Origin of the sequence: Capnocytophaga periodontitidis, assembly GCF_016126015.1 — a bacterium.
Classification (GTDB): domain Bacteria; phylum Bacteroidota; class Bacteroidia; order Flavobacteriales; family Flavobacteriaceae; genus Capnocytophaga; species Capnocytophaga periodontitidis.
The window spans coordinates 80,850-93,668 of sequence record NZ_JAEFDB010000012.1; the positions used below are offsets into that span (position 1 = coordinate 80,850).

General features: G+C 39.3%; 10 protein-coding genes. 5 read left to right on the forward strand and 5 right to left on the reverse strand.

Going from position 1 to position 12,819, the window contains the following annotated elements:
* The first annotated feature begins 77 nt into the window (after positions 1–77).
* From greA to I7X29_RS13380, 3 genes are read left to right on the forward strand one after another with little or no spacing between them, the layout of a single operon-like run.
* Complete coding sequence (gene greA / locus I7X29_RS13370; protein WP_009410098.1) at positions 78–551, forward strand: transcription elongation factor GreA; 474 nt, start codon at positions 78–80, stop codon at positions 549–551.
* Positions 552–599: 48 nt separating this feature from the next.
* Positions 600–740, forward strand: a complete 141-nt coding sequence (locus I7X29_RS13375; RefSeq protein WP_009410099.1) for a hypothetical protein — start codon at positions 600–602, stop codon at positions 738–740.
* A 30-nt stretch (positions 741–770) separates the two neighbouring features.
* Complete coding sequence (locus I7X29_RS13380; protein ID WP_009410100.1) at positions 771–1,157, forward strand: HIT family protein; 387 nt, start codon at positions 771–773, stop codon at positions 1,155–1,157.
* A gap of 83 nt (positions 1,158–1,240) precedes the next feature.
* Here the strand turns inward: I7X29_RS13380 and trxA are convergent, their stop codons facing one another.
* Both trxA and I7X29_RS13390 read right to left on the reverse strand, forming a co-directional pair.
* Positions 1,241–1,561: a thioredoxin gene (trxA, locus tag I7X29_RS13385; protein ID WP_034555701.1), complete on the reverse strand. Its 321-nt coding sequence runs from the start codon at positions 1,559–1,561 to the stop codon at positions 1,241–1,243.
* Positions 1,562–1,668: 107 nt separating this feature from the next.
* Positions 1,669–2,469: a DUF4476 domain-containing protein gene (locus tag I7X29_RS13390; RefSeq protein ID WP_198475343.1), complete on the reverse strand. Its 801-nt coding sequence runs from the start codon at positions 2,467–2,469 to the stop codon at positions 1,669–1,671.
* A gap of 236 nt (positions 2,470–2,705) precedes the next feature.
* On the opposite strand from I7X29_RS13390, the gene I7X29_RS13395 reads away from it, so the two are divergent.
* Together I7X29_RS13395 and I7X29_RS13400 are read left to right on the forward strand one after the other, a co-directional pair.
* Positions 2,706–3,089, forward strand: a complete 384-nt coding sequence (locus tag I7X29_RS13395; RefSeq protein WP_198475345.1) for a lipocalin-like domain-containing protein — start codon at positions 2,706–2,708, stop codon at positions 3,087–3,089.
* A gap of 79 nt (positions 3,090–3,168) precedes the next feature.
* Positions 3,169–3,612 (forward strand): lipocalin-like domain-containing protein, encoded by a 444-nt coding sequence (locus I7X29_RS13400; protein ID WP_198475348.1) that lies wholly within the window; start codon positions 3,169–3,171, stop codon positions 3,610–3,612.
* Positions 3,613–3,728: 116 nt separating this feature from the next.
* On the opposite strand, the gene topA is transcribed toward I7X29_RS13400, so the two are convergent.
* The 3 genes from topA to gyrB form a co-directional block, all read right to left on the reverse strand.
* Positions 3,729–6,215 carry a type I DNA topoisomerase gene (topA, locus tag I7X29_RS13405; RefSeq protein WP_198475350.1) on the reverse strand — a complete coding sequence of 829 codons (2,487 nt, stop codon included), beginning with the start codon at positions 6,213–6,215 and terminating at the stop codon, positions 3,729–3,731.
* A gap of 97 nt (positions 6,216–6,312) precedes the next feature.
* The gene (locus I7X29_RS13410) at positions 6,313–10,647 is read right to left on the reverse strand and encodes a translocation/assembly module TamB domain-containing protein (protein ID WP_198475353.1); all 4,335 of its coding nucleotides are present in this window, start codon (positions 10,645–10,647) and stop codon (positions 6,313–6,315) included.
* A gap of 119 nt (positions 10,648–10,766) precedes the next feature.
* Positions 10,767–12,743 carry a DNA topoisomerase (ATP-hydrolyzing) subunit B gene (gyrB, locus tag I7X29_RS13415; RefSeq protein WP_198475354.1) on the reverse strand — a complete coding sequence of 659 codons (1,977 nt, stop codon included), beginning with the start codon at positions 12,741–12,743 and terminating at the stop codon, positions 10,767–10,769.
* Between the last annotated feature and the right edge of the window lie 76 nt (positions 12,744–12,819).

The window sequence follows — 12,819 nt, forward strand, 5'->3', positions numbered from 1 at the left end:
CGCCCAGAAATCCTCAGAGAGACTATTTGAGGATTTTTTATTTTTATATAAACATAACAACATCTAAAAAGAATATTATGAAAAAAGTATCATACTACACTGCTGAAGGATTGAAAAAGCTCCGCGATGAGCTCAACCAGCTGAAAGATGTGGAGCGCCCTCGTGCTTCTCAAGCTATTGCTGAGGCACGTGACAAGGGAGATCTTTCAGAAAACGCTGAGTACGACGCTGCTAAAGAAGCACAAGGTTTATTGGAAATGAAGATTGCCAAACTCGAAGAATTGGTAGCTAATGCTCGCATTATCGATGAATCACAACTTGATGTGAGCAAAGTGCTTGTACTCTCTACCGTAAAATTGAAAAATCTGGCTAACAAGATGCAGATTACTTATACCCTTGTAGCAGAAAGTGAAGCCGACCTAAAAGCAGGGAAAATATCGGTAAGTTCTCCTATTGGCAAAGGGCTCTTGGGCAAATCAGTAGGTGAAATAGCTGAGATTAAGGTACCTAATGGCACTCTTAAATTGGAGATTTTAGAAATCTCAAGATAGATAAGAGGTAAGAACATATACTAAATATAGTTTTTTTATTACTAAAATATGATTTTACCCCAATCAGAAGATAAACTTGCAACAAAGCAAGATTTAGCGCAAGCTAAATTAGATATCATAAAATGGGTGGTGGGATTATTTATTACTCTTGCCCTTATGATTATTGGTTTATACTTAAAGATTGGCTAAGTCCTAAAACCTAAACTAACAAATAAAAAAATGAGTATTTTTACAAAAATTATCAATGGGGAAATTCCTTGCTACAAAGTAGCGGAAGACGATGAGTTTATCGCTTTTTTCGATATTAACCCTAATGCCAAAGGGCATACCCTCTGTGTGCCTAAACAAGAAATCAGCTATATTTTTGATATGGATGACGACCATTATCTGCGCTTGATGGCTTTCTCAAAACGTGTAGCCAAAGCTCTTGAAAAGGTAGTGCCTTGCGAGCGTATAGGCGTAGCAGTTGTAGGTCTTGAAGTGCCTCACGTACACGTGCACCTCATTCCTATCAGCGAGATGAAGGAAATGACCTTCCAACACAAAGTAAAACTTACTGATGAAGAGTTTAAAGCGCTTGCGCAGAAAGTAAGAGAAGCGTTTTAGCCTTAAAGAAGACAATACAAAAAAGGCTATCAACAATTACAATAAGTTGTTGATAGCCTTTTTTGTTGTAACACGACAAGCAATTAAGACAATAATCCGTCTAATGCATCGGTGTAAGTCTTTTTAGGAGCTACTCCCACTTGGCGACCTACTACCTCTCCATTTTGGAATACCAATACGGTAGGGATATTGCGAATGCCATATTTAGCAGCAAATTCTTGGTTGTTATCCACATCTACTTTGCCTACTACTACTCTACCTTCGTATTCTTTAGATATTTCTTCTATAACGGGAGCGAGCATACGGCAAGGACCGCACCACACTGCCCAAAAGTCTACTAATACAGGTTGGCTACTTTTAAGCACCAACTCTTCAAAATTTCCATCTGTTATTTCTAATGCCATACTAATATGTTTTTGTATTATTGTTAAATTTGAGGCAAAGATACGATTTTTATCGAATACACAAAGCCTCATAGTAATAGTTTTTCGTTATACTGTTATAACATTCATTATCTACGTACTGATTGCAAGAATTCCGAAAGTTTCTTTTTACCAGAGGGAAAAGTAAATTTAGCTTGCAACTGGTAGTAATTTTGAGGATCCACCACATTGGGGTAGGCTTCTTGAGCGATGATAAATTTATTGTCATCAAAAGAAAGTTCTTCCATCAATTGTCCTACTTGCTCGGTGGTAAATGAGACAATATTTTTTTGAGCGCGAAAGAAAGCGAGTTTGTCTTTATCGAAAGTTTCATCCTTGTACATTTTAAAGAAGTTGTTGAAATCGCTTTGACGCATCATAGGAGCACCTCCATAATTCCCTCCATAGGAGCGATTCCACACATCATTCCACTGGCGACCGTGATAGGAAGGCTGGTTGTTGTTCAAGCTAATTTCGTCTAACAAATATAAGCCATCACGCGAAAAGAAGTCCATTATCATACGGGTGTTGTTACGGGGATTGATAGTTACTCGATAAATGAGCGTACGTCCTTGCCAGATGCTGAGTGGTTGAGGGTTAGCTGTTACGTCGAAGAAGCGGTACATACCCGTAGTGCTGGTAATTTCTTGATCACCTATACTCACTGTAAATCGACCACGTTCAGGAATGCGGATAAACACTTCGGCATAACCACCGTTGTAGTCGTATTCCCAATCAATATTCACCGAGATTCCACCACGTCCAATCACAGTACGTGCTTGTTTGTTTTGGTGGTACTCATTTTGTAATAAACGTCCAGCTGAGCCTACTTCTTGAGCCCAACTTACAGAGGCAAGAGCCCCTAAACATAGTAATAATAACTTTTTCATAAGGTATATAGTATTTTATTGACAATAGGTAGCGAAATTCGTGCCAAAGGCATTTTTTAGGTAAGAGATAAGAGGTAAGAGATAAGATTTTGTACTACAAATATTAATGAAGAGATTGAACAAAAATAGATCAAGTGATATTTAACAATAATTTAACATCAATAAAAGGATGAATTTGTATCTTTGCACCGTTGAACTAATAAAAACAATGTAAGCAAATGAAAAAACTTTTAAAAATGGCTTTTATAGCCGCAGCATTTTTTGTAACATCGTGTGGAAAATCAGACGATGGTGCGAGCATTAACAGTAAAGATTTAATAGGCACTTGGTATTTAGAAAGTGTTACTATGATGAAAACATCTGCTACTCTTAACGATTGTAACAAGCAAACAAATATTGTTTTTACTGACACTCAAATTTCACTTACTATGTATGAGGGAGTAGCTAATGATTGCCAAATGACTAAACAAACAGATACTTATCGCATTTCTCGCAATACTATTATCACTAATGATGAGGCTGTTAAAGTTTCTTTATCAGGAAATAAATTGACCTTTATTGACACCGAGAATATTGATGGAAATACAGTTCCTGTAACAATGGTTTTTGTAAAACGATAGAGGAACCTTTTCTTAGGTAAGAGATAAGAGGCAAAATTGTATTTTTGTACCGTTGAACTAATAAAAACAATGTAAGCAAATGAAAAAACTTTTTAAAATGGCTTTAGTAGCCGTAGCAATTTTTGTAACATCGTGTGGAAAATCGGACGATAAAACAAATAATCAAACAAACAATAGCTTAGTAGGAAGTTGGATTATTGAAAGTGAAACAGAAAATGGTGTTGAGAAAGTTCTTGATGAATGTGAGAAGAAAAATACTTACACTTTCACTGCTGACAACAAATATTCTTTAGTTTCTTATGACATCAATCCTACAAACAATCAATGTAAAGAAAGTCAGGAGGAGGGTACTTACACTATTACTGGAAAACAGATTGTTTTAACAGAAAAAGGAGATAGAATAGGAGAAGCTGATGAAGCTACTTTTTCTATAACCAACAACAAACTTACTCTTACTTTTGAAGATTTCAACAAAAGTAGTAGTGCTACAGAAACTACTGTTTATATCTATAAAAGAAAGTAAATTTTCTTTATAAACTAAAAAAGCGCAATACCTCAAGGGGTGTTGCGCTTTTGTTATTTTATTTGTTTGGATATTTTAAAATTCTCCACATTAGAAAGTGTTCTACAATCACTTACTTACTTCTTAGCTGCTACTTTTTTGCGAGTAGTAGTTTTCTTAGGTTCTTTCTCGGTAAGGAGAGCAAGGGCTTGCTCTTTAGTGAATGTTGTTACATCGGTATCTTTAGGGAGTTCTACCTTGAATTTACCTTTGATGAGGGTAAAACGCCCCCAACGCGCTTTCTCTATGCGAATAGCTCCTTCATCCCATTCTTTTACAACTTTTTCTGATTCTTTTTTAAGTTTATCTTCTATGAGTTCTTGTACATCTTGCTGGGAGAGGTGATCAAAATTGTACTTCTTAGGTACATTGATATAGGTATTATTCCACTTGATAAAAGGTCCAAAACGACCTACTCCTTTGGTTACCTCTACCCCTTGATAAGTAGCAATAGGGGCATCGGCTTTTTTCTTTTCACCGATGAGTTGTTTGGCACGGTCGAGGGTTACACTAAATATATCTTCTCCTTTATCAAGCGATATAAAAGCTTCGCCATAACGCACGTAAGGGCCAAATCTACCTACATTCACTTCTACATTTTTACCATCAACTATACCTAAATGACGTGGAAGTTCAAAGAGTTTGAGAGCTTCTTCAAAGGTAATGGTTTCGATAGACATACCTGCCAGCAGACTTGCATAGATAGGTTTTTCGGTATCATCGGGGTTGCCTATTTGTGCCATTGCTCCATAACGCCCTAAGCGTACGCTGAGGGGACGCCCTGTTTTAGGGTCAGTGCCAAGTACACGTTCACCTGTTTCACGCCCTGTATGTTTTTCAACATTTTCTACTACGGGGTGAAAATGTTTGTAGAAATCTGAAAGCATCTCTATCCAATTCTCATTACCCTCGGCTATTTCGTCGAAGCTATTTTCTACTTTAGCAGTGAAGTTATAGTCCATTATAGTATCGAAATGGTTTACGAGGAAATCGTTTACTACACTGCCTATATCGGTGGGGACGAGCTTTCCTTTATCAGTGCCTATACGTTCGGTTAGGGTTTTAGGGGTAATTATATTACCTATAAGGGTGAGCTGGTGGTAAGGGCGCACTTCCCCTTCGAGTGTGCTACGCTCCACATAACCACGATTTTGAATAGTGGAGATGGTAGGCGCATAGGTAGATGGACGCCCGATGCCAAGTTCCTCTAATTTTTTTACTAATGATGCCTCGGTATAACGCGGTAATGGACGTGTAAAGCGCTCAGTAGCAGTGATATGGTGATTAGTGAGCTGTTCTCCTTTTTTAAGGTTAGGCAACATTCCTTCTTGTTCTTCTTCCTCGTCGTCGGTACTTTCTAAATAGACTTTAAGGAAACCATCGAATTGTACCATTTCACCATTGGCTATGAAATATTCTTTATGTTTATCGGCTTCTATTTTTACGGTGGTTCGCTCTATTTGGGCATCAGCCATTTGAGAAGCCAAAGTGCGTTTCCAAATCAGTTCGTAGAGTTTATTTTGGTCGGGTTCAGCAGCGATATTAGGGCGGCTCATATCGGTAGGGCGAATGGCTTCGTGTGCCTCTTGTGCTCCTTTACTTTTGGTTGCGAAGTTGCGCACTTGGCTATATTGCTCGCCGAAGAGCTGTACTACTGCATTTTTAGCTGTGGTGAGAGCTTCTTGTGAAAGGTTTACGCTATCGGTACGCATATAGGTGATGAATCCAGATTCGTACAAGCGTTGGGCTACCGTCATTGTTTTACTAACCGAAAAGTGCAATTTTCGCGCGGCTTCTTGTTGAAGCGTGGAAGTAGTAAAAGGCGGTGCAGGTGTTTTTTTAGCGGGTTTTGTTTCTAAGGATTGCACCTTGAAGTGAGCCCCTATATTCTGTTGCAAGAAAGCTTCGGCTTCTGTCTGAGTATCAAAATTTTTAGGGAGGGCTGCTTTTACCACTTTTCCTTCGGCAGTTGTAAATTCGGCGGTAATTCTATAAGAAGATTGTGTTTTGAAGTCCTGTATTTCGCGTTCTCGCTCTACAATAAGGCGTACAGCTACCGACTGCACGCGCCCAGCTGAGAGACCGCTTTTAATTTTTTTCCAAAGTACGGGGGAGAGTTCGTAGCCCACGAGACGGTCGAGCACACGGCGTGCTTGTTGTGCATTTACTAAATTATAATCGATGCTGCGAGGATTTTTAATAGCTTTTTCAATTGCTGATTTAGTAATTGAATTGAAGACAATGCGTTTTGTATTTTCTTTTTTGAGTTTGAGTGTTTCGGCGAGATGCCACGCTATAGCTTCTCCTTCGCGGTCTTCATCGGAAGCCAGCCATACGGTTTCGGCGGTAGCAGTGAGCGCTTTGAGGTCTTTTACGAGGTTTTTCTTATCGTTAGAGATAAGGTAGTTTGGTTTAAATCCGTGTTGGATGTCTACCCCTAACTCGTTAGAAGGTAAATCTACAATATGCCCATAACTGGACACCACTTTGTAGTCCTTACCCAAGAACTTTTCAATAGTTTTAGCCTTTGCAGGCGACTCTACAATCACTACATTCTTAGCCATACGCTTGTTTGTTATTTTGAGTTATTGGGCGCAAAAGTACAAAATAATTACGAACGACGAACGACGAACGACGAAAAAATGCTTTTCTTTCTATTTTTTATTTTTTTGATTCGAGTACTTTACCGCCTTTTTTAAATATTTTTTGCATCAAACCTTTAAAGGTATTGAAATCTACTGAATAGGTAAGACCTACCCCTTGTGCATAACCTATACGATCGAGCATATACTGCTGCCATTCGTTTTCACGATTGAATATTTTGGCTGTGAGGCTACCATCGGGGTTGAGGCGGAATTGCACTTCTACATTGCCGGCTACGGCAGTACGACTCACACCTCCTACAGGGATACCTACTTTGGCATTCACACTTGCCCAATCGGTGATTTGGGTAGAGACGGTGAAGCCTAAACGGTCGCTATTGATATCGGACGAACTATCGTTGATGCCTGCTTCATACGACACCCCTAAATTCAGCTTGTTATCTTCATCGGATAGCAATTGGTTGAATAGACCCGCAGCTGTTTCAAAAAGGTTATAGGCAACCAAACGATTATCGGTATTTTTCTCACTCATAAACGAGCCTTGTGCTAAGAGCGAGAAAGCTTGTAACTGTTTTCGGTCTTGGTCTTCTAACTTGTAGTTGAGTTCGGATACTAAACTTGGACTGCTATCAGGGAAGGTAATATCGAACAAGGTTTCGGGGTGCATCAGTTCGCCTTCTAATTTAATAACTACCTGAGTATTAATTTTTCGGTTATATTGACTGCTTTCTAAGAGAGTACTTGGGTTAGCACTGAGGTTATAGGCAGCTTTCAGGTCGCGCAAAGTAGCTTTTAGCGGATCACCACTCCACGAAATAGAGCCACCAGGGAGTACGGTAAAGCGTTTATCGATAATATTCTCGTACTTGAAATTGTAGAAGCCTGAATAGGTAATGAAGTCTCCCCACATATTGAACTTACCATTGGTATTGATTTCAATAAGGAGTGTACCCGCCCCACGCCCTACAAGGCTACTACCTGTTTTTCTATCCATTACAATTTCCACTTCGGCAGTAGGGAGGACATCCAACTCAAAATTCAATTCTAAACCTTTGATAGACTCTAAGTTGCGGTTTAATTGAATCTTCTTATCTCCTTTTTCTATAAAGGTGATAAACGAGTCGTCGCCAACACTCTCGCTATCGCTAAGTGGTATTTTAAAAGAAGTACCTTCTTCAGTTTTTGCATTTACTTTAATTGCAATCTCATCTAAAGCTCCTTTAATGGTAGCAGTTCCTTTCATAAAGGCAGTTCCGTAGAAGAGTGCTTCATCGGTATAAGGTGTATTGAGCACCATAAATCGTTTACCCAGAGTTTGCAATTTGAGGTCTAAGAACCAATCTAACAATCTGTTATGACGGATAGATCCATTGAGGGTAGCCTGAGTTTTATAGGCTGTATCGGTGAGTAGCCAGTTGTCAATATCAAAAGTTTTGTTATTCACCTTGATACGTGCTCCTTCTTGTATATCGGCGTTGAGTTTGAGGTAGTCGATACCTACCCCCGCTTTGTGCAAGGTGAGCGTACCGTCCATCAGCGGGTCGGTTACACTTCCGTTTATTTTCACCTGTCCTGTTATTGTACCGCGTAGGTCGTAGAAGATACCTTCCAAAAACGGGTTAAAAGGCGAGAGTTCAAAGTCCTTGAAATAAGCTGTAAGGTCGAGCAAAGTACCTTTTTTCTTATCCAGATTAATTTTTCCGCGTGTAGCAAATCCGAGAGCGCGCCCGTTGGAGAAGAAAGCTCCTACATCAAAGGAGGACAAATCGTTATTGCCAAAGATACCGACTTCTAAATCGCCATAGTCGTAGCCATTCAGTTTAAAATACTGAATAAAGAGGTCGGCAGAAGGGTAATACAAATTTCCTCGCTGGGTGAGCGACACATTGCCGTTGAGCGTTCCCGTGAGATTGAGTCCTTTCATTTCGGGGACTATTTTATCTAACGCCACGTTGTGTGCCACCAAATGTAGATTCTTGTAATCTTTGGTAGTGATGAGTCCACTGAGGTTTATATACTGGTTTTGGTGTGCCATTTTGAAGTTGCTCACCTTAATCGTATCGGCGGTACGATTGAGTACAATTTTGTTGTACTCATTCATTGCATTCTCACGGTTAATATACCACTCATTACCTTTGAAATCTATGAGCGATTTTTTGATACCAATAATAGATTCTTGTTTTTTGTTGAGTGTATGATAGAAATTCAACTCGTAAGTATCTTTACCAGTATCCCCACCTTTGAACTCGGTGCGAAAGAAAAGTGTATCTTTAATAGTGGTATTAATCAGGTTGAAATCTTGAATAGCATAGACTCCAAAATCAGCTTTTTTTACTTCAAAATAAGTATTGTACAATGGGTTTTTATTGTCGATTTCAAGGCTAAGACTATCAATTTGATTGTTGTAGGCATTGATACTTGGTGATTTCATTTGGAATTTAAAACTTCCTTTATCGGCATCTATATTGCCATTGACAAAAGTATTGCTACCTATTTTGACTTTGGGTACGAACACTTCTACAATTTTGTTGTAGATATTGAAATGAAAATCTACATATTGGTTTTTCTCTATTTTATAAGGATTATATTGGGTATAGATGCTTCCTACGGCATTTTGGAGTACTTTTTTAATTTCAGTTAATTTAAATTTTCCTTTTACATTTCCGCTGACGATATCAGGTGAATTGATAGTAATTTCTTTAATTCCGTTGTTGAGAGTTGAAACCACTTCAAAATCTTTAAAGGTAAAGTCGCCTGCTGAATTGATGTAATTAGTATTTTTAAAGGATATTTTTCCTACAATATCATCTAATTGGTTACCCGAAATATCAATTACTACCTTGCCACAGAACTGTGAAATGCTGTCCTTTTCCATAAAGCGTAATGCGTGGAGGTCGGCTAAAGCGATATCAGCTTGGAAATCGAATTTATTATTTCTGCCCGATAAGTCGGCAAGCCCGTTGAAGCTCATCATAAGATTGGGATCGCGAGTGTCGATCTTACCGCTAAACACCTGATTTCGAAACTCTCCATTGATAGCTATGCGCTGGTAATTATAACCGTTATACCCCACTGAATGAATGGTACCATTGGCATAGAGTTTCATAGTAGCGAAATCTAAGCCCTCGCCACGCACTAACATATCGGTACTGATAGCCCCTATATTAGGGTCGTCTAAAATTTTTCCTAAGTGAAATTGATTAGTAGTAAGTGTACCTTTAAAAGCTGTTTTATCGGTATGGGTAAGGTCGTCTAAAGAACCATCAATATGAGCTTCACCGTCATTAGTTTTTAGCCATACATTGGTTTGCAAGGAAGTGGTACGGTAAGCGAAATCACCATCTAAGGAGAACATTCCCAGCCTTTGCAGTTCCTCTGGGATATTTTTGCCTAAGACTTCGGGCATCAAGTAAGCTAAATCGTTATAAATACTCTCGGCGTGTACGTTTTTGGCGATAACGGCGATATTAGCGTGTTGAGAGAGCAGATTTTGAAAAGCTAAATCACCTTCAATAAGTGTATTTTGATAGGAGATTTTACCTTGAGAAATGACAAAATTATTCAATGTACCCTTCATAGTTACGCCTTCTAACACTATATTTCTACCCCCATTGAAACCGTTGTAGAAAGCGTTTAAATCGGTAGTATTCACAATAGCTTTAGGCAGATGGACATCAAAGACTACTTTATTTACAAAATCGCCAAAACTGCCATTGTGAGGCAACATAGTTATCGTACCTTGAAGGTCAGTTTGAGGTGTTTGCAATCGCAAATCCTTAGCTTGCATCAAGCTATCGGTATAGCTAAAATAGGTGTTTAGGTGGGTAACTTCTAATTTGTTATCGAAACGGAAGTTGGCTTCTTTCATTTCAAAGAAGATTTTACTACCTAAGATTTTAAAGTCGTTTAGTTCGGTGTTTAGTTTAGTAACTTTTAGTATAGAAGGGTCAGGATTGTTATCATTGGAAATATAACAATAGCTATCTTTGAGCTCTATACCTTTAGCTTTCATCACAAATTTACCTGTACTGGGTTCACCTGAATCGAATTTATTCACAAATACATCGAGGTTTGAGAGTGTATCGCCTTTGTGAGTTTTCATATTGAAAACAATGCTATCACCTTTGATATTGCCGAAGTACAGATTACCATCAATCAGCTGTTTGAAGTCTAAAATAGAAGTAGTGAGTTTTTTAGCTGAAATAAGCGTATCTTGTTTATGGTCGCGAATAAGGATGCGCTTGACATCTACATCACCATTGATTTTCAAGTGAATGCGGTCGATATTTAAGTCGATACCAAATTCCTTATTCAGATAAGCTACTGCCTTTTTAGCGATGAAAGTTTGGGTGGCAGGTAAGGTCAAAAGAAGAGCCGTAACCCCCAGTAACACAAGGGTTATAAGGAAGAAACGAACAAGTATTTTTCGTAATTTTTTGATAGAATGAGTGTTTTAGTTGTTGTATATAAAGTAGGGGCATTTTGCAAAACGCCCCTACAGAGTTGATCATATTACGCGTCGATTTTCGCATATTTAGCGTTTTTCTCGATAAACTCACGACGGGGAGGGACTTCGTCACCCATTAGCATAGAGAAAACGCGGTCGGCTTCAGTAGCGTTATCAATAGTTACTTGGCGGAGAGTACGGTGTTGAGGATTCATAGTTGTATCCCACAACTGGTGGTCGTTCATTTCACCTAAACCTTTGTAACGCTGGATGGTTACATTGCCCATTTCGGCAGAAAGTGCATCGCGTTGTTTTTCATTCCAAGCGTATTCTTCGCGTTTGCTACCTTTACTTTTCACCAAATAGAGCGGTGGTGTAGCGATATACACGTGACCATTTTCTATAAGTTCGCGCATATAGCGGAAGAAGAAAGTGAGGATAAGAGTTGTAATGTGAGAACCATCGACATCGGCATCACACATAATAATCACTTTATGATAACGTAGCTTACTCAAATTAAGTGCTTTAGCATCTTCTTCAGTACCGACAGTTACCCCCAAAGCGGTATAGATATTTTTAATTTCGTCGCTATCAAATACTTTGTGTTGCATTGCTTTTTCGACATTGAGGATTTTACCTCTGAGGGGCAATATTGCTTGGTTATCTTTATTTCGACCTTGTTTAGCAGTACCGCCCGCTGAGTCACCCTCAACGAGGAAGAGTTCGCATTTTGTAGGGTCTTCTTCAGAACAATCGGCAAGTTTACCAGGGAGACCTCCACCGCTCATCACGCTTTTACGTTGCACCATTTCACGGGCTTTGCGTGCTGCCTGACGAGCTTGAGCTGCTAAAATAACTTTCTCAACAATGGTTTTGGCATCATTAGGATTTTCCTCGAGATAATCTTCGAGCATTTGCCCAACGGCTTGAGATACTGCTGAAGTGACTTCACGGTTACCGAGTTTAGTTTTAGTTTGACCTTCAAATTGAGGTTCAGCGACTTTTACTGAAATAACGGCGGTAAGACCTTCACGGAAGTCATCACCTTCAATCTCTACAGGATTCTTTTTATCCTTGCTCATTTTTTCGAGCAAGCCTGATTTATCGGCATAGGCTTTGAGCGTACGGGTAAGCCCCATACGGAAACCTTGCAAGTGAGTTCCACCTTCAGAAGTGTTGATATTATTGACGTAAGAGTGCAGGTTCTCATTGTAAGAGTCGTTGTAAATCATAGCGACTTCTACTGGAATACCGTTCTTTTCGCCTTCCATAGCAATTACACTGCCAATGATAGGCATACGGTTGCCGTCGAGGAATTTCACGAACTCTTTCAATCCATTTTCTGAATAGAATTTTTCGGTGATAAAGTTACCTTTTTCGTCCTTATTACGGAGGTCGGTAAGGGTAATCGTAATACCTTTATTTAAATAAGCGAGTTCACGGATACGAGCGGCAAGAGTATCGTACTTATATTCGGTAGTTTGTTCAAAGATCAATTCATCAGGGTGGAAAGTAACTTTAGTACCACGTTTATCGGTATCACCTACCTGTTTTACAGGGTACATAGCGACCCCACGTTGGTACTCTTGTTCCCATATTTTGCCGTCGCGGTATACAGTAGCTTTTAGATGGTCGGAAAGGGCATTCACGCAGGAAACCCCCACGCCGTGCAAACCGCCTGATACTTTGTAAGAGCCTTTATCGAATTTACCACCTGCACCGATTTTGGTCATTACCACTTGGAGAGCAGAAACGCCTTCTTTTTTGTGGATATCGACGGGGATACCACGTCCATTATCTTCGACGGTAATAGAATTATCTTCGTTGATAGTTACAGAAATCGTATCGCAATAACCAGCAAGGGCTTCATCGATAGAATTATCGAGCACCTCGTATACAAGGTGGTGCAAACCGCGTGTTCCTACATCACCGATGTACATAGAGGGGCGCATACGCACGTGTTCCATTCCTTCGAGGGATTGGATATTATCTGCTGAATAGTCAGCAGAATTTAATTGTTCGTTATCTAATTCTTCTGCCATAATTTTATTATCGAATCAAGGGTGCAAAGGTACGAATAATTGGCTAATTTTGCAAATTAGTGAATTTACTAATTAA

What these genes read in the sequence shown, in the direction of transcription:
- greA (WP_009410098.1), top strand. Translation starts at nt 78, where the DNA reads ATGAAAAAAGTATCATACTACACTGCTGAAGGATTGAAAAAGCTCCGC.
- I7X29_RS13375 (WP_009410099.1), top strand. Translation starts at nt 600, where the DNA reads ATGATTTTACCCCAATCAGAAGATAAACTTGCAACAAAGCAAGATTTA.
- I7X29_RS13380 (WP_009410100.1), top strand. Translation starts at nt 771, where the DNA reads ATGAGTATTTTTACAAAAATTATCAATGGGGAAATTCCTTGCTACAAA.
- trxA (WP_034555701.1), bottom strand. Translation starts at nt 1,561, where the DNA reads ATGGCATTAGAAATAACAGATGGAAATTTTGAAGAGTTGGTGCTTAAA.
- I7X29_RS13390 (WP_198475343.1), bottom strand. Translation starts at nt 2,469, where the DNA reads ATGAAAAAGTTATTATTACTATGTTTAGGGGCTCTTGCCTCTGTAAGT.
- I7X29_RS13395 (WP_198475345.1), top strand. Translation starts at nt 2,706, where the DNA reads ATGGCTTTTATAGCCGCAGCATTTTTTGTAACATCGTGTGGAAAATCA.
- I7X29_RS13400 (WP_198475348.1), top strand. Translation starts at nt 3,169, where the DNA reads ATGAAAAAACTTTTTAAAATGGCTTTAGTAGCCGTAGCAATTTTTGTA.
- topA (WP_198475350.1), bottom strand. Translation starts at nt 6,215, where the DNA reads ATGGCTAAGAATGTAGTGATTGTAGAGTCGCCTGCAAAGGCTAAAACT.
- gyrB (WP_198475354.1), bottom strand. Translation starts at nt 12,743, where the DNA reads ATGGCAGAAGAATTAGATAACGAACAATTAAATTCTGCTGACTATTCA.